This window comes from Komagataeibacter swingsii (assembly GCF_003207895.1).
Lineage (GTDB): Bacteria > Pseudomonadota > Alphaproteobacteria > Acetobacterales > Acetobacteraceae > Komagataeibacter > Komagataeibacter swingsii.
On the sequence record NZ_NKUB01000028.1, the window covers coordinates 17189 to 34873 of the forward strand.

At 60.4% G+C, this 17685-nt stretch carries 15 protein-coding genes; 9 read left to right on the top strand and 6 right to left on the bottom strand.

What is annotated here, in order from left to right; translation table 11 throughout:
- Positions 1 to 155 precede the first annotated feature (155 nt).
- The 5 genes from CFR76_RS17815 to CFR76_RS14455 all read left to right on the top strand — a co-directional run bounded on the left by CFR76_RS17815 (position 156) and on the right by CFR76_RS14455 (position 6021).
- Positions 156 to 425: a hypothetical protein gene (locus CFR76_RS17815; RefSeq protein WP_146222693.1), complete on the top strand. Its 270-nt coding sequence runs from the start codon at positions 156 to 158 to the stop codon at positions 423 to 425.
- Between the two features lie 172 nt (positions 426 to 597).
- Positions 598 to 1266: a TetR/AcrR family transcriptional regulator gene (locus CFR76_RS14440; protein ID WP_244191960.1), complete on the top strand. Its 669-nt coding sequence runs from the start codon at positions 598 to 600 to the stop codon at positions 1264 to 1266.
- Positions 1267 to 1567: 301 nt separating this feature from the next.
- The gene (locus CFR76_RS14445; RefSeq protein ID WP_110557632.1) at positions 1568 to 2188 is read left to right on the top strand and encodes a TetR/AcrR family transcriptional regulator; all 621 of its coding nucleotides are present in this window, start codon (positions 1568 to 1570) and stop codon (positions 2186 to 2188) included.
- A gap of 92 nt (positions 2189 to 2280) precedes the next feature.
- A complete protein-coding gene (locus CFR76_RS14450; RefSeq protein WP_110557633.1) occupies positions 2281 to 3639 on the top strand; it encodes an MFS transporter in 1359 nt (452 codons plus the stop codon).
- A 105-nt stretch (positions 3640 to 3744) separates the two neighbouring features.
- Complete coding sequence (locus CFR76_RS14455) at positions 3745 to 6021, top strand: TonB-dependent receptor (protein WP_244191961.1); 2277 nt, start codon at positions 3745 to 3747, stop codon at positions 6019 to 6021.
- A gap of 59 nt (positions 6022 to 6080) precedes the next feature.
- Here the strand turns inward: CFR76_RS14455 and shc are convergent, their stop codons facing one another.
- The 4 genes from shc to CFR76_RS14475 form a co-directional block, all read right to left on the bottom strand.
- Positions 6081 to 8084 carry a squalene--hopene cyclase gene (gene shc / locus CFR76_RS14460; protein WP_244191963.1) on the bottom strand — a complete coding sequence of 668 codons (2004 nt, stop codon included), beginning with the start codon at positions 8082 to 8084 and terminating at the stop codon, positions 6081 to 6083.
- 204 nt (positions 8085 to 8288) lie between these two features.
- Complete coding sequence (locus CFR76_RS14465) at positions 8289 to 8843, bottom strand: TetR/AcrR family transcriptional regulator (protein WP_110557635.1); 555 nt, start codon at positions 8841 to 8843, stop codon at positions 8289 to 8291.
- 188 nt (positions 8844 to 9031) lie between these two features.
- Complete coding sequence (locus tag CFR76_RS14470) at positions 9032 to 9976, bottom strand: PDR/VanB family oxidoreductase (protein WP_110557636.1); 945 nt, start codon at positions 9974 to 9976, stop codon at positions 9032 to 9034.
- A 14-nt stretch (positions 9977 to 9990) separates the two neighbouring features.
- Positions 9991 to 10992, bottom strand: coding sequence for an aromatic ring-hydroxylating dioxygenase subunit alpha (locus CFR76_RS14475; protein WP_208624014.1), 1002 nt, complete (start codon positions 10990 to 10992; stop codon positions 9991 to 9993).
- A gap of 172 nt (positions 10993 to 11164) precedes the next feature.
- Between CFR76_RS14475 and CFR76_RS14480 the strand changes: the two genes are divergently transcribed.
- Complete coding sequence (locus CFR76_RS14480) at positions 11165 to 12070, top strand: LysR family transcriptional regulator (RefSeq protein WP_110557638.1); 906 nt, start codon at positions 11165 to 11167, stop codon at positions 12068 to 12070.
- A gap of 135 nt (positions 12071 to 12205) precedes the next feature.
- On the opposite strand, the gene CFR76_RS14485 is transcribed toward CFR76_RS14480, so the two are convergent.
- Positions 12206 to 13798, bottom strand: coding sequence for a tannase/feruloyl esterase family alpha/beta hydrolase (locus CFR76_RS14485; RefSeq protein WP_244191962.1), 1593 nt, complete (start codon positions 13796 to 13798; stop codon positions 12206 to 12208).
- Positions 13799 to 13995: 197 nt separating this feature from the next.
- Between CFR76_RS14485 and CFR76_RS14490 the strand changes: the two genes are divergently transcribed.
- From CFR76_RS14490 to CFR76_RS14500, 3 genes are all read left to right on the top strand, one after another.
- Complete coding sequence (locus CFR76_RS14490) at positions 13996 to 15195, top strand: DUF3500 domain-containing protein (RefSeq protein ID WP_110557640.1); 1200 nt, start codon at positions 13996 to 13998, stop codon at positions 15193 to 15195.
- A complete protein-coding gene (locus CFR76_RS14495; RefSeq protein WP_110557641.1) occupies positions 15192 to 15737 on the top strand; it encodes a hypothetical protein in 546 nt (181 codons plus the stop codon). Before CFR76_RS14490 ends, CFR76_RS14495 begins: the two co-directional genes overlap by 4 nt.
- A gap of 284 nt (positions 15738 to 16021) precedes the next feature.
- A complete protein-coding gene (locus CFR76_RS14500) occupies positions 16022 to 16777 on the top strand; it encodes a DUF72 domain-containing protein (RefSeq protein ID WP_110557642.1) in 756 nt (251 codons plus the stop codon).
- 116 nt (positions 16778 to 16893) lie between these two features.
- Here the strand turns inward: CFR76_RS14500 and CFR76_RS14505 are convergent.
- Positions 16894 to 17685 (bottom strand): transposase (locus CFR76_RS14505; protein ID WP_146222694.1); only part of this gene is annotated, 792 nt, incomplete at its 5' end.

Consider the following 17685-nt stretch of genomic DNA (forward strand, 5'->3'; position numbering starts at 1 on the left):
ATACCACTGCCCTGCAATACGAATATCTGATGTTTTTTACTGTCCGCGGCCACGCGGCGACATGAATGGGCAGGCGCGCGCCGTCTTGCCGGAAACACAACCAGCCGTTCCCTGAAAATAATTACTTTTCAGTCCTGATCCGGAATGGAATCCTGGTGACCCGACGCCCCTGCCATGCAATACTGAAACAATTCGTTTACCCGCGGCCAACGCGCCGCGTGGCTTTACGCCCGAGCAATGCGAACGGTGTTAATTTTACATTAACCTTCTGTCAAGCGAAAAACCGGAAACTGAAAGACAGCTTTTCACCCGCCCCATCGGCAGGACGTGCCTGGATCATTGTCCGCGACATGGGAAAATGTATTGATATTTTTGTTTTACAAACGAGAGTTGTTGATATTTTTGTTTCATTATCAGCGTTATAGGCAGGCCGCCCGTTCCCGTCGCGCCCATCATGCCGCACCCGGGGCTGCCTGACGCCTTGCGAAGGGGAATTTATGTGAACACCGTTCACTACCGTCAGCATCAGGAATGTACGAAAGCCCAAGTGCATGCCGGCTGGTTTCCCCGATGGAACCGCCTGCAAGGGAAATGGCCATGAAGACCGCCACGCCACCCGGACAGCGCAACGGCCGTTACCATAAGGGACATGTCGCGGAGGACCTGCTGCGCACGGCCCGGAACCTGCTGGACCGGGAAACGGTGGAAAGTGTCTCGGTGCGGCGCCTGACGCGGGAAATTGGTGTAACACCCGCCAATTTCTATAATCACTTCAGCAGCATTCACGACCTGCTGCTGCAGATCGCCGCCGATTCATTCGTGCAATGCACCCGGCAGCTACGCTATTTCCAGCGCAATACCGTAACACGTGCGGATGCGCTGAAGGCGGCCCTGTCGGAATATGCCAGCTTTGCCCAGCGCCACCCGCAGATATTCCGGATCATGTTCGGCTTCGTGCCCAACGCCATTTCGCACAAGGTCTACCATAATGCCGCGATACAGGCATTCGCGGCATTGCTGGAAATTGTCTATGGCCGGAAGATGCTCCACCTTCATGACATTGAAGGCACCCGGAAACGCGCACGCATCGGCTATGGCCTGTGCGCAATGGGCCATGGGCTGGCGATGATGCTGGCGGATGGCCTGCTGCCGTTTGACAGGAAAGCAGGCCAGGGACAGCGGGAAATGATCGAGGACATTATCGATGCCTTCATTCACAACGAATTGCATGAAGCCCTGACCCGGCCGGCGGGACAGGAGGCATAAGGCCCGGAGGGTGGCTGCCGCCCGGTTTTCCAGCAGGGCTGGGCTGGAAATTTGGCATTACAGGCCGCGGCCATAATGGAACTATAGAGAAGAAAGCAACCAGGGAACGCAACCACATGATATTGTGTATCTGAAATCTATCTTTTTCCTGCCATATTTGTGCAGTCATTAAGCCCGCCCGTTCCGTACCGGCCATTGGTTCCCTGCGCCATCCATATGGATTGATTTGCCAGATCCGCCCCGCCCACAAGGATGACTTCCCATTTCGAGAGCCTACCACAAAGGAAACGTCGCCGAAGATTTGCGGATCGCCACCGTCAGGATACTGGAAACCGAACGGCTGGAAGACCTGTCGGTGCGTCGCCTTACGCGGGTAGTCAAGGTGGCGCCAGCGAACTTCTATAACCATTACGCCAGCCTGAACGAGCTGCTGCTGGAAATTGCCGCGGATTATTTCGAGATTTTCCGCGATCAGGCAGCCCATATCGGCCGTACCTCCGCAAACAGGACGGAAGCGCTGAAGCGAACCGTTTTCTATTTCGTGGATTTCGCGCGCAGTCACCCACAACTCTATCGCCTGATGTTTGGCTATATACCCGATGCCTATACCTATCCCCGCTACCGCCTGAAGGCGGGCGCTGCCTTCGAGGGCCTTATGGAGCTGATATACGGCTACAAGGTCTTTACCATCAGTGATAATTTCGGCCCCAACGACATGGCGGCACTGGGAAGCAGGGTACAGATCGGCTACGGCATGTACGCCATGCTATGTGGCCTGTCGAACCTGTTCGTTGCCAATGCCAGCGAGGGACCCTTTGAAAAAACCAGCGATCCACGTGAAAGCATCGCCACGTTCCTGAACGGAATTCTGGATGCATTCATCAAAGGCGACCTGCCCAGGGTGCTGGGGGCAGAATCCTGAACCGCCCGTCACTTTCCTCCATCCGGGAGAGGTGATACCCTCCGCGTCCACTATGAAAAATCGGACCACCTGAGGGGAAGGATTCAGCCGTCATGGTTTCAGCCCTTCCCAATGCCCCGCCTGCGCAGCCGGGCCTGACACGATCACAGGTCTGGCTTTTCGCCTTTCCGGCCCTGCCTGCGGCTTTCATTATCCTGCCGATGAACATTTTCATACCGGCCTTCTACGCCAGCCATACGGCAGTCTCGCTCGTGCAGATCGGTACGGTCACGTCATTATGCAGGATCATCGATGCGCTGGTGGACCCGGCCATCGGTTTCATGTCCGACAGTCTTGGTGCCCGGTCGGGCGGTCGGGGCATGTGGGGGGTGGCCAGCGCCATCATCTGCTCTGTCGCCCTGTATTTCCTGTTCCAGCCATCACCACACACGACGGTCCTCTATTACGGGTTATGGGCCTTCATGCTGTATCTGGGGTACTCCCTGTTTGAAATTCCCCGTAACGCATGGAGCGTGGAACTGGGTTCGAGTCCATCCCTGCGCACACGCATCAACGCGGTCATCGGCCTGTTCACCGTTGCGGGAAGCCTGATTTTCTGGCTGGTTCCCGTCATCCTGTTCCGCGCCTACGGCACGACGGGTTTCACGCAGGGGGCACTATCCGTCATTGTCTGGCTATATATGGCGCTCATGGTGCCGGCCGCCCTGTGCATCATGCGCTACATTCCCGGCCGGCCATCCGGGCGGACCGCCGCGCCGGCCCTGCATGGCCTCGTGCATTCCCTGAAAAGGAACCGTCCCCTCACCCTCTATTTCCTCGCCATCGGCCTATGGGCCATGGGGCAGGGCGTATGGCTGTCCACGACATACCTGTTCCTGAATGACTACCTGCAGGTCGGCGGCGCGTTCCCGTTCATAATGATCGTGTTTTTCCTGTCCACCCTTGTCGCCATCCCGTTATGGGAACGATCGGAACGCTGGCTGGAACGCCATGACATATGGGCCATCAGCATCATCCTGACCGCGGCGACGCGACCCCTTGCGTTACTGCTGGCGCCGGGCATGCAGAACCTGCCCTTCATCCTGCTGCTGACGGCCGTGGGCGGGGCCTTGTCCGCACCGGCGAATTTCGCGCCTGCCGCCATGCTGGGCGATGTCGTGGACTATGATATCTGGAAAACATGGGCCAGCCGGTCCGGCATCATTCATGCCCTGAACACGCTGGTCACCAAAGCCACCCTGGCCATGGGCGGTGGCGCGGGGTTCATCATCCTTGGCTGGGTCCATTACCATGCCGGGCGGATGAACCATGGCCTTCCACTGGGGGGCCTGCTGTCATGCTACACCGTATTGTGCAGCATTCCCCAACTGATCGCGACGGTCATCATTTTCCGTTTCCCGATCGGACGCCGCGCCCATGCCCTGATCCGCCATCGCCTGCATGGACGCTGACAGCACCCGGACGCCCGTTAAAGAATGATACCTGAACATTCCTTTCCTGCCGGCAGGAAACGACGGACCTGCGGGTTATCATGGCCTGTATACGTCCTTTTTTTCATGACATTGCATTCCGTCCTGCTTCCCGCCGGAGCGGCAGCCCCCTCCCCCCACAGGAAAAACCGGAAACATCCCGTCACCCATCTGGAACAGGACCGGCCACAGGCCGAACAGATGGAAGTAACAGCCCGGCGCACGGCGCAGCGGCTGTCGGATGTACCCGCCCCCACAACCGCCATCAGCGGCCAGACGCTGCATACCTTTGATATTCTGGATATGAAAAGCATCATGGACATGGTGCCGAACGCCGTGGTGCCGACCGATCCGCAGAACATCAATACATACATCAACATCCGCGGCATCCGGCAGGTGGACAACAACGCCGATCCCAATTTCGGCATGTACCGCAATGGCATTTATGATGGGGGCCTGCGCACCAACCTCGGGCCACAGGTCGATGTCGCGCGGGTCGAGGTCAATCCCGGGCCACAAGCGGGCCTGTACGGACGTGATGCCGTGGGCGGCGCGGTCAACGTGATATACGCGACGCCGGAACAGAAAACCGGGGGATACCTGACCGGGTCCTACGGCAATTATGGCCGGGGTGAATTACAGGGCGCCATCAACGTGCCGCTGTCGCGTCATTTCGCGCTCAGGCTGACGGGATGGTACATCGACCAGCCACGGGGCGCGCTCTACAACGCCACATTACATGAATATGAAGACCGCGACCGCCAGCAGGGCCTGCGGCTGGGGGCAAAGTGGACACCCGATGACAACCTGTCCCTGACATGGATGGCGGAATATGCCGATGTTCACGGGCCATCCCTGGCCGGCTACGCCCCTGCTGGCGTCGCCAACCTGGTCCAGAGCGGGGCGGATGAAACATCCGCCACGGTTTACCGCGACACCCCCGACCGTTCCCACAACCACCAGCTCTACCTTTCACAGGATCTGACATACAAATCACGCTGGGGTACGGTCCAGTGGCTGTCTTCCTATCGGGATTATCATCTTGATGCCACGGAGGACGGGGACCGCACGGACCTGTCGGCCGCCTCCTATCCCCTTACGTTACAGAACCAGTTTGTCCGCCATGAAAACACGCGCAATTACTACACCGAACTGCTGTGGTCTTCCCCCCGGAACCGCCGCCTGACCTTCATGGCGGGCGCATCCTATTTTCACGAATATTTCTCATTCCAGCAGATATACAATACAAAAATCGACCTGAGCCTTCTGCAGGGGATATGGGGCAATATTGCCTGTGGCGCATTACGGGGTGACCCGACATGTTCCACCATCCCCGGCGGCGGCTTTCCCGACACGGGCGTGCAGGCGGCAAGCGAATATGCCCCCGGTCCCGGATCGGGCATCGGGACACAGTCATGGTCGGGGTTTGTTTCTTCCACATTCCACATGACCCCGTCCCTCAGCCTGACGGCGACGGCACGCTACACACGCGACCGCAAGACCCTGTCCTACAACCAGTACAACAATCCCATGAATGCCAGTGGCCGGGCCATCGCCGCCCTGTTCGGGAATGTCTATCCGGACATGGCGCTGGATGACACGGCGGCCTATGGCAACTGGAGCCCCAGCGCCGAACTGAATTACCGCCCCTTGCGCAACGTCAACCTTTATGCGCTGTACAGCAACGGATTCCGCGCTGGTGGTTTCAGCACGACCACGACAACACCATCCCTGATACCGTATGGGGAGGAGACAGCCACCAATTACGAACTGGGTGGACGCACGCAATGGCTTGGCGGGCGCCTGGGCGTCAATGCCAGCCTGTTTTACATGACACAGGACCACCTGCTGCTGGATGAAGCCGACCCACGCGCGCCCGCCGCGTTCAGTTTCTATTATCTTGCCAATGCCGGCAGCGCGCGGACATATGGCGCGGAACTGTCGGCCCAGTTTGTGCTGACCCGCTGGTGGTCCCTATCGGGCAATGTCGGATGGCTGCATGCCCGCCTGTCCGGCGGCCGGTCATATGGCAGTTATGTCGCCAACCAGTCCCTGCCCGATACGCGCACATGGACAACGAACATACGATCCGAAATGGCATATCCCCTGACACCCGCGTACAGCCTGCTGTTCAATGCGAACTGGCATCATGAGGCCGGTGGCGTGCTGGATATCACCAATCTCCCATGGCATGCGCTTGACCGCCTGGACCTGACGCTGGGCATGGCGTGGAAGCAGAACCAGCTTGTGGTCTTTGCCAACAACGCCTTCAACAACCGCGTCGTGGATTATGCACTGACCGACGGGATGGATATCCTGACCGCGCCCGCAACCTATGGGGTGCGCTTTACCGCGGCCTTTTAGGGCGTATCATGCACGTCGCATGCGCCTGTGTCCGGATACGCCCCTTCCTGTTGAACGACCTATTTTTCCGGTTTCATCAGGCGTGATGCGCGGCTGAGCGCCATGATCGGGAAAAACTGCCGGTACAGGTCATAGCGCAGCATGAAGGCACGCGAGAGTTCCGCCCCCTGCTGCAGCCGTTTTGACAATGCAGGATCATCGAGCTTGATGGTCTGGCCAACCCCGTAGCCGGGGAAGCCGGTGCCGGTGAACTCCTTTTCATGCCAGCTTCCATCCGCCTGCTGCAGGTCGATCAGGTAACGGCAGCCACGGGCGATCGCCCCGTAATCCTGTGGACGGTTGGCGGCGATCAGCCCCATCAGCGCCCACGCGGTCTGTGATGGCGTGGTCACCCCCCGCCCCACCATGGACAGTTCCATATAGGACGCGCAGCTTTCGCCCCAGCCGCCATTTTCCTGCTGGTGGGCCACCAGCCAGTCACAGGCTTTGGTGATGTAGGGCTGCGTCATGTCCTCGCCAATTGCGGCAAGGGCCGGCAGGACCGCGCCCGTGCCATACAGGTAATTGACGCCCCAGCGGCCAAACCACGGGCCATCGGGTTCCTGTTCCGCGCGGATATAGGCAAGGGCGCGCTGGATGGTGGGCATGTGGCGCGGCAGGCCCAGAATGCCAAAGGCTTCCAGAACGTGCGCCGTTACATCAACGGATGGAGGGTCGAGGGCCTCGCCAAAATCACAGAACGGGATCTTCGACAGGATGCTGCGGTTATTGTCCTTGTCGAACGCCCCCCAGCCGCCGCATTCGCTCTGCATGCCGATCAGCCAGTTCACCCCACGGCTGATGGCTTCCTCCACACCCCGCTTCTTCCATTCCTCGCGGTTACGGCACGACGAAAGGGCGATCAGGGCAACGGCGGTATCATCCGTGTCGGGATAGCGGTCATTGGCGTATTCAAATGCCCAGCCGCCGGGTTCCACATCCGGCAACTTGATCGACCAGTCGCCCTTGACCCGCACCTGACGGTCCAGCAGCCAGCCCAGCGCCTTTTCCATCTGTGGCGAAAACTGGGTTTCGCCATCGGCGTCGTGCAGCGCCATGATGGCCAGCATGGTGTCCCATACCGGGCTGTTCGTGGCCTGTATCCAGCTTGCATCGCCCCTGTCATGCCGCCAGCCGGGATCATTCAGGGCGGATAGCGCCTTGGCCATGACCGGGTGATGGAACTGGTAATCCTCGCCATGCAGCGCCATCAGGCCGTACACCCATGGCGGCTGGATGCCACCCCAGCCACCATCGGCATCCTGATGGCGGATGATCCATTCCAGCATGTGCCGGATGGCGGCCTCACGCAGGGTATTGCGCTTGAGGAATCTGGACTGCAGCCAGTGCAGGCCCCGGTCTGTCGCGCGGAAGAACCGGTCCCACAGGTCGCGCTCGCCCCTGGCGGGCAGTTCGTAATCGAAATTCGCGCGCCCCCCCGGAAACAGGGCATCCAGACGGTCCTGCGGGCGCAGCGGGCGAGAGGGCCTGCGGGCGGACAGGATGGCCAGCGGCACCAGTGTCGCACGCGCCCACTGCGCGAAATTATAGATGGAAAAGACAAAGTTGTTGGGAAACCAGATGACTTCCGGCGGCAGGTTGGGCGTTTTTTCCCACGGCCATTCCCCGATCAGGGCCAGCCAGTACCGCGTAAAGACACGGATGTTCTTCAGCCCCCCCTTGCTGGCGATCCATGTGGCGGCCCGGCTTATGGCCGGGTCGTCGGCGGGATAGCCAAGGGAACGCAGGGCGGCATAGGATTCGACCGTGGCGTTGATATCGCCATTCCCGGCGCCATAATAGGTGCCCCATGACCCGTCCTCGCGCTGCATTTCCAGCAGGGCCTTGCCCAGACGGGGACGCAGCGGGTGATCGTCAAGGCCAAGAAACCACAGCGCCAGGCACCATTCCGCCTCCATCGAGGCGTTGGACGCGACCGGGCCGACCCAGTGCCCGTCGGGTTTCTGCTGCCCGACCAGCCAGTCACAGGCGGAAGAAATGGCATGGGACAGGCTGTTATCCATCGTCCGCAGCGCCGAGGCCGCGACCGAAGCCACGGATTTCCCGCCCCCGTTCACGGACTGGGTGCCGGCCGCGGGGAAAGTGTTGCCGGAAGGGGTGTTGCCGGAAGATGCGGCGGTCTTTGTTAACGGGCGACTTTCCCTAGTCATGTTTTCCATACCTGTGCGAAATGTCATGGAGGATCTGAATGATCTTGTTGGCCTGAATTACGGCGTGCAGGGGTCGGACAGGATCAGTTGCTGGAAATCGGCAAAGGCCGTTTTCCACCATCCCGGGTCCATTTCCATAAAACCGAGGCTTCTTAGAAAAAATGCTCCTTCAGCGGCAAATATCGCGGTGCGGGCCTGACGGGCTTCCCGACAGTCAGGATCGCACCCGTTAAACCACCCCGCGTACCACGCGCGTATCTTCTGTAAATATTTTGGCGACTGAAGCAAGGTGACAAGCATGCCGACCATTCTGACCTGGGTTGTATCATCAATCTGGCTGACGGTCAGGACATAGGCACGCGCCCGGTCAATGATCCCGGCATCGGGACCGATATGCCGGGCGACGCTTGCATCGAATGCCGCAAGCCAGCGATCGATCAGCGCGGTCATCAGGTCGTCCTTGCTGCCGAAGCGGTACTGCAGGCCCCCCTTGGTAATGCCTGCCTCCCTTGCCACGGCTTCCAGCGTCAGGGCGGCCACACCCTCGCGGTGGACAAGCTGTTCGACACAGTCCAGGACATGTTCGCGATCAATAGTTCTGGGACGCGCCATGCGGTGCCTCTGCCGTTTCAATCCAACCGTATGGAAATAAAACACGCACCGTCATCGCGCAAGCCGGAATCAGCAGCGTCCCATGCCGTGCGGAGGGGCGCCGGTTACGCCCCATCCGCACGGCAGCCATGGCGGAACGCCGCCTGTTTGAAACAAGGCGGCGTCCCATAAAACTTTTTCGTAAGTCCCTACAGGCCCAGCGTCAGGGACGGGCTGCGGCTGCGTGAACAGCACAGGGCGATATTGCCACCCTGTTCCTCTTCCGTCAGGACCATGTCCCGATGGTCCCCCTCCCCGGACAGCAGCGGCACCACGCAGGCCCCGCACATGCCCTGTTCACATGACAGGGGCACATCCACCCCCGCCGCCAGCAGGGCGGATGCAATGCTCTGCCCCGCCGGCACGGTCACGGTCTGCCCCGATCGCGCCAGGACCACCTCGAACGGACGGTCCGACAGGGCATGGGATGATTCCACGGGCCGGAAATATTCTGTATGGATCTGCTCCCCCCGCCACCCTGCCGCCACGGCATGGGCATAAACGGCATCCATGAACCCGTCCGGCCCGCACAGCATGATGGCCGTGTCGGCACACGGGCTGTCCAGCGCATCCGGATACCCGTTTGTCAGGCCGGGACTGAAACGGACATGCGCCGCATAAGGGGGCGTGCGCAGCATATCCCCAAACGGCGCGTGTCCCGGCGCGCGGGCATAATAACAAAGCTGCCAGTCCGCGCCGTCCCGCTGCAACCGCATCATCATGGACAGCAGCGGGGTCACGCCAATCCCGCCCGCGACAAGGATATAGCGCCGTGCCTGCGGCAGGGGAAACGCATTGCGCGGGCGGGATATCCGCAGTTCCATGCCCTGCCGCACCTGCGTGCACAGGGATTCCGACCCGCCACGGGAATTCGCCTCGCGCCTGATGCACAGGTCATAGGCGGATGGATCATCAGCCGATCCACACAGGGAATACTGCCGGACCAGGCCCGCAGGCGTCATGACATCCACATGCGCGCCGGGTTCAAAACCCGGCAGGGCGTCATCACCGGCGCGCGCAACCAGGCGCAGGCGCACGCACCCGGCCCCTTCCGGGGCGGCGTCATCAACGATTACAGGAAACAGGGAAGACATGGGCCGTGTTTCCTTCAGGCGGTAAAGAACTGGCTCAGCCCCATCGTGCGCAGGGCGCGGCGATAGGCGATCGAACTGCGGTCGGCCATCACATGTGCCTCCAGCATCGGGTCCAGTGGCAGGTTTTCCGGCTTCTGGGCCTCGACCAGCGCGCGATCTTCCTCGAACACCCTCAGGTTGAAATCGTACACATCCTGCAGCGGCAATGCCTTGTCGAAGTTACGGCACATCGGCGCGAACATGCGCGTCTGCCGGGCCGATACGGGGGATGCCGCGTTCATGATGACAAGGCGGCCATTATCGGGAAAATGGATTTCCAGCGTCGCGGTAAAGGGCACATGCACCCGGAAATGCCGCAGCCATTCAAAACCCGGCCGCCCGCGGTCGGATCTGCCGATGGGGTAGTTGCCGACGCTGCTGCGGTATTCGGCTTCGAACCCATCCGGCGTGATGCGGGTTTTATAGGGTGGCACGACAGGGTTGTCGGGATCGGCGAAGGTATCGGTATGGACGAAGGCGAAATGCGCCACGTCAATGAACCCTTCGACCTGCCTTCCCGCAAAACCGGCAATATCGATCCACGGGCAGTTGATCTGCTGGAAGTCCGGGTCATTCCAGTGCGGCATGGGGGGAATGGCGACTGCATCCCCCTCCGGCCGCAGGCAGGTCCAGATCAGGCCGTAGCGTTCCACCGCCGGATAGGTGCGCAGGTTGAGCCTTGACGGGATGGCGCTGTCGGGATGGGCGGGCACCCTGACACACTTCCCCTGCCCGCCAAAACGGAACCCGTGATAGGCGCAGGCCACGCTCCGCCCATCGCCCCTGCCCATGCTGAGCGGCACGCCACGATGGGGGCACAGGTCATCGGCAATGACTATGTCCGCATCCGCCCGATAGACCACCAGCGGCGCATCCAGCAGGGTCACGCCCAGCGGCTGTTCGCCCAGTTCACGCGCAAGGGCTACGGGGTACCAGCACCGGGCGAGGATGTTCCAGTCATCCACGTCGAACGTCATGGTACGGGGCAGGCTGTGGGGTGCGGCGGGGCGCGGGCTGGTGGCGGTGGTCACGATCGGTCCTCCTGAACGGGCCGGGGCTGCCCGGCGGTTTCCAGAAGGATCATTTCACAGGCGATGCGCTCTCAGATATATCATAATTGATCCTTGTTCATTCTTGAAATAAGAACGCATGCAGCCCTTTTCGCGCTTCCTGGTCTATTTCCTGGCCGTCGCCCGCCACCGTTCCATCCGCAGGGCGGCGGAGGACCTGCATATTGCGGGGTCCGCCATCAACCGGCACATCCTGCTGGGGGAAAAACAGTTGCAGACCCCGCTGTTCGAACGCCTGCCCACGGGCATGCGCCTGACGGCGGCGGGTGAACTGCTGTATGGCTGCGCGCGGCGCTGGGTCAGGGAACTGGATGACCTGAACCGCCAGATTGATGACCTGAAGGGCATACGCCGTGGCCAGGTTGACCTGCTGGCGCCCGAGGCCCTGTCACGCGCCTTCCTGCCCGAACTGGTCACGCGCATGCGGCGCAGCCATCCCGGCGTGGTGCTGAACCTGAACATCCGCGACAACCGGCGGATCCATCATGCCCTGCTGTCTGGCGAGGGCGACCTTGCCCTTGTGCTGGACCCTGAGGAGATGCGCGACCTTACGGTCATCCGCCGCATGTCCTTTCCGCTTGGCTTCATCTGCCCGCCCGGCCATCCGCTGGCGCGACACGCCGCTGTCAGGCTGACGCAATGCGCGGATTACCCCATGGTGGCGCCGGAACAGCCACTTGCGCTTTCATCCGTCTTCGCACGGCTTATGGATGCCCGGCGCATCATCCCCCACGTCGCGGCACGAGCGAATAATGTGCAGATGATCATTTCCCTTGTCACCGGCGGGATCGGTATCGGTTTCCTGAGTTCCCTGGATGTGATGTCCGAAGTGATGCGGGGGGATCTGGCCTTTGTGCCACTGGTGGGTGCGAACGTGCCGCACCTGACGCTGGCGCTGGTGCATGATCGCACGCGCCAGCTTTCGCGCACCATGTATCTGGTCGAGAACATTATCGAGGACATCATGTCCCGGCATGTGCCCTGAGCGGGTATATCCGCAAAAGAAGGGCGTATCTGAAGTTACCTGCAAATCAAGAGGACGTTTTTGGTAACGCTTTTCCAGAAATCTTCAGGAAACACCGCCTTTCTGAAAACAGGCGGCACCCGAAGACCTTTATTTTCATTCAGGTGTTACGCAGCCAAAACTGCCTGCGTCATCCATGTTGCCCCGGCCATCATACCGCGCGACCTTCGGCCATGCGCAGAGTGGCCGCGTGCGCACGACCTGCCCATTATCCACGCGCGCCGCAATGATCTGCTCCGGCGCCTGTTTGTGGCTGACCCAGTCATCAATCGCACCCAGCTTGCTGAACGTGTCACACGCCGCACCGCCATAGCAGTGCCCCATGCCCGGAATGACGATCAGGCGCACCGCATCCGCGCCCACAGGCCCGGCATTGCGCTGCACCGCCTGATAATATCCCGCCAGTTGTTCAGGGTTATGCCCGTCGTTCCAGCCGATATACATGAGCAGCCTGCCGCCATGACGGAAGAAAGGCGTCAGGTTGTCATCCACATGCAGCAGGGGGCCGACCCTGCGCGTGGCTTCCTGAATGTCCGTATCCCATTTCAGCGTTGTCCAGTCCCAGTCCGGGTTCTGGAACGCCGCGTATCTGAACAGGTCGAGGGCAACGGGGAACGGCCTGCCATCGGCCGAGAACCCGTCCTCGCTCCCCTTCGCCGGGCCGGGGAAAATGACCTGGTGCGTCTGCGGGTCAAGTGGCCCCTGGTAGATGTTGTTGGCGGCCTGTACCTCGTTGGCGGTCAGGCAGTTCGCCGTGTCCTTCCCCCTGCACCGCAACTGTTCGGGAGTGAAGGTGCATCTGTCCGGTTCATCCACAAAACCCTGTTTCCTGCCAACGGGTGACGCGCAGGCATTCATGACCGCCGTGTTCAGCAGGTGGAATTTGTCCCGCGATACGCGCAGGGCCGGGTTATGGTAGCTCATCCATCCCGCCCATAGCTGTTCGGCGTTGAAGTTCACGATCGGGTTGGGCGGCGCACCGGCCACGATCCCGTCATAGTCATCGGGATAACGCCTGGCCTCGATCAGCCCTTCCAGCCCACCCAGCGAGCAGCCGATCCAGTAGGCATGCGCCGCCTTCCGGCCATAGAAATTCCGGATCAGCGCCTTTGCCGCCACCGTCATCAGGTGATCTGCGCGATAGGCGTAATCGACCATCTTTTCCGGGTGCCCCAGCGTAAAACGCCCGCCCTGCCCTTCGGGGGTGGAACTGTCATGCCCGGTATCCGTGCTGGCCACGGCATAGCCTTCGGCTACCCCCGTCGCCATGCCATAATACATGAGTGAGCCAGCCCAGCCGAAATTGCCAACCCCCAGCAACCTGCCATTCCAGCCCTTCAGCGGCAGCCAGACTTCGGTGCGGATACGGGAATCAGATGACGGATGCAGCGTAATGGCCACGCGGCAGAAAGCGGGATTGGGAGCCTGTGTCGGGTGTCCGGCCACGTTCATGCCCGGCGCCGACATGATGTGGGTCAACTGGTCCTGCGGGGGGCGCCAGCTTCCGGCGGGCACTGTCTCCACCGTGGTGAAGGTCGCATCCGGCAACGCGCTGCGGGCAAGGTCGGCGCAGCTTGTGGCATGGGCATCCGCTGTATCCAGCATCGCAAGGGCTGTCCCCGCGACCAGCAGGGACAACAGGCGGGACAGGCCACATGAACGTTTGGGAAGGGATGCAGGACGGGACATGACGGTTTCCTGACGGATCATTGCAACAGGGCCGCAGCCATGCCGGACAGTCCGGCAAGACGGATACCGCCCTGACAACAGCCCGTATTCTGGACAGGAAAACCATAAAAGGGAAAGCCCTTGATCGCGTGACGCCGGACGGGCAGTGTCCGGCAACACGAAAACGATCCCATGCAACGGCGAAAAGCAGAGGACTGATGCGAAAGATTTCCCTGATGGCTGGTGGACTGTTTCTGGCCACACTCCCCGTCATGGCCAGAACGGTCCCGGCCATGGCAGCCGCGGATTTACCCGGTACGGAGGCAGATCAGGCCGCCAGCCAGACACAGGCCGTCACCAGCGCCGCGCTGTCCTTCCTTGCCACATTTGATGCCACCAGCCGCACGAAAGTGCAGTTTCCATTTGTTACACAAAAATCCGGCATGCTGGCCCGTTTCCGGCGCAGCGCCCCGGACCAGCCCGTCCGGCCGGTAACCGACGCGCAGGCAGGTGCCCCCACGGCCCGTGGACCGGGCATGGGACCGCCCGGCGGTTTCATTGGCGAACGCTATGGCATGTCGGTGTGGTCCAACTTTCCCGTCAGTGACGTGCCACGGCCGGGATTGCGGATGGGCCAGTTGACAGATGCCCAGCGCATCGCGGCATTCCACCTGCTGCAGGCCGTGTTAAGCCCGAAAGGCTACCGGAAGGTCATGGACATAATGGGGGGCGATCAGGCGCTGGCGGATGCCGGGACCCCGTTCGCGTCGGGCAGGGCCGCCTACACCATCGCGATTTTTGGCGAACCGGGCAGCACCAGCGCGTGGATGGTGCAGTTTGGTGGCCATCATCTGGGGCTTAACATTGTCATTGACGGCCTGCATGGCGTCATGACCCCGACCCTGACGGGTGCCCAGCCTGCGATCTATCAGGCGGCGGGAAAGCGTGTGCGCGTTCTGGCTGGTGAAAATGACCGGGCCTTTGCCCTGCTGGATGCCCTTGATGCCAGACAGCGCCAGCAGGCCATCCTTTCTTACAAGGTGGAGGATCTGGTGCAGGGACCGGGCCATGACGGGGAAACCCTCATTCCCGAAGGGATAAAGGGGTCAGCACTGACCGCGAAACAGAAGGAGCTGCTGATGGGTGTGATCGGGGAATGGGCGGGGATCATAAACGACGCCTATGCCATCCCGCGCCAGAAGGAAATCAGGGACGGTCTGGACAGTACATGGTTTGCATGGAGCGGCCCGACCACGCATGCGCCAGATCGTAATGGTTCATCCTATTACCGCATCCAGGGACCGCGGGTGCTGATCGAATTCTCACCACAGGGCGTGGGTGATGACCCAACCATGCATGTGCATACCGTCTATCGTGACCCCACCAACGACTATGGCGCCCGGTACACCATGCCATGAAATACAGTACGGCCATGCTGCTGGCGGCAGCGATGCTTGCGGCAACCTGTGGCCCGGCAGGCGCGCACCGTCTGGATGAATACCTGCAGGCCACGGTCATTGATGTCACACGGCAGCATATTGCCGTGACCCTGCGGCTGACGCCGGGCGTGGATGTGGCATCCACTGTCATTCACCAGATTGACAGCAACGGGGATGGCATCCTGTCGCCACAGGAACAGCAGGCCTATGTCGCACGGGTCAGGCAGGGAGTGTCGTTTTCCATTAACGGCAAGCCGGTTTCCCTCAACTCCGTTGCATCTGTATTTCCATCGGTCACGGCGCTGCGAACGGGGAGCGGCGTCATCAGCCTGCACTTCCGTATCATGACCAGCCTGGCACCGGGATCATATCGACTGGCCTATGCCAATCGTGGCATGGGACCGGATACGGTCTATCTGGTCAACGGCCTGCTGCCCCATGATCCGGCCATTCATGTCGAACGGCAGGAACGTTCAGTCAATCAGTCCACTTACGCGCTGGATTTCACGGTTCAACCGTAATCTGCGGCCCAGATGCCCAAAACCGGTTTACGACATACTGGAAAATAAAGCAGTTCTTGGTAAGAGACTGTTTGAAAAGTCAGATCATGATAGCGCTTTAAAATTAAAGAAAGTTTTTGGTGAAGCTTTTTGCAGAAGCTTCGAAAGAACGCCGCCTTTTTGAGAAAAAGGCGGCACCCAAAAACTTTTATTTATCAACGAATTGTTTTCGACACGATCAGGCTTCAAAATGACATGGGGCGGGATTGTCTTGTGTTATCGCCCGATTACAGGAGAAACCGTTCATGTCCATTCGCGTCGGGGTCGCTGGCTGGTCTATCCCCTCCGCACTTGCCAGCCGGTTTCCCACGGTTGGCACGCATCTGGAACGCTATGGCGCGCGCATCCACGCTGTCGAGATCAACAGCAGTTTCTACCGGCCGCACCGGCGCACGACCTACGCGCGTTGGGCGGCAAGCGTGCCGCCCGCGTTCCGCTTCTCCGTCAAACTGCCCAAGACAATCACACATGAACGCCGCCTGACTGACTGCCATGCGCTTATTGAACGCTTCGCCGAGGAAACCGGCGGCCTGGGCGACAGGCGCGGCCCCATACTGGTCCAGCTTCCCCCAAGCCTTGCCTATCCCGGTGATATCGCCGAACGGTTCTTCAATGACCTGAAAACCATGATCACCGGCCCCATCGTTGTGGAACCAAGGCATGCCAGCTGGTTCGTACCGGAAGTCAGCCATATGCTGGAAAGGCTGCGGATAGCGCGGGTTGCGGCGGATCCGGCCCGGCCATGCCTTGCGGCCCGGCCCGGTGGCTGGAGCGGGCTGGCCTATTTCCGGCTGCATGGGTCCCCCCGCATCTATGAATCGACCTATGCAAGGGAAACCATTGAAACCCATGCAGAAATGGTCACGTCACTGGCCATGCGTGGCATTGATGTCTGGACGATCTATGACAATACCACTTATGGCGCTGCCACGCAGAACGCGTTCGAGCTTATGGAAATACTTGGGAAAGACAGTCTGGCCTTGAAACGCCCTGCAGATTAAATGGATTTTTTAAATTTAAGGAAAACGCCACATTAAAGAATATAATACCCAAGAAATTCCTTAGCAGCCTGTCGGGTTGGCCATTTTGAGGGTCATAAGGCCGAGGCTGACCTGGCTTATGCTGTTTGAAGCCGTGCCATTCTTTTGCAGTTATATGCGAGTGCAACGAGGGTCCATTCGGTCGTGACTTTTGCAAGGCCACGCAGGCTGAACCTTCTGAAGCCCATGATGCTTTTGATAATTCCAAAGACCGGCTCCACGGTCTGTTTTCGTAGTCTGTAAAGATCTCCGGCTTCTGTGGTTTCCAGCCTGTCCTTCATGGCAAGCCGCCAGGGTTCGGTTATCCGGCGTGGCTCCCTTTCTGCGGGCCGGGGTCGGAAGTCGTAAGGTCTGCGGGCACAGGGCCGTCCGATGGCGACCAGCGGATCAATGCCCTTTTCCCGCAGTTTTCGGACCGCTTGCCCGCTGGCGTACCCGGTATCGGCGAGCACTGTCTCCGGAAGACCGATTGTGTCTTCCATCGACAGCACCGTGTCGGCAAAGGATGGCGCATCCGCTGATGTGGCGACAACGCCGGTTGTCACGATCAACTGGCTGCCTTCGGCGCAGACTATGGCCTGAGCATTGTAAGCCTGCCGGAATTCATGGGCGTCCGAACGCCGCATGAGGCGGCTGTCGGGATCGGTCAGACTGATCTGTCGGTCGGGTGGTGGTTCATCATCGGGCGGTTTGGGCGCCCGGCCGCGACGCCCTGTTTTTGCGTCATACACCGCCTTCTTTTTCTCGTATGCCGGTCGCGCCGCCTCGGTCTGCGCCTTCGCATCAGCTTCCAGCCGGGCGCAGGCTTCGTCCAGCTTCGCTTTCAGCGTTTCCCGCCGGGCAAGCTCTTCCGGCAATGCCTGCGGATC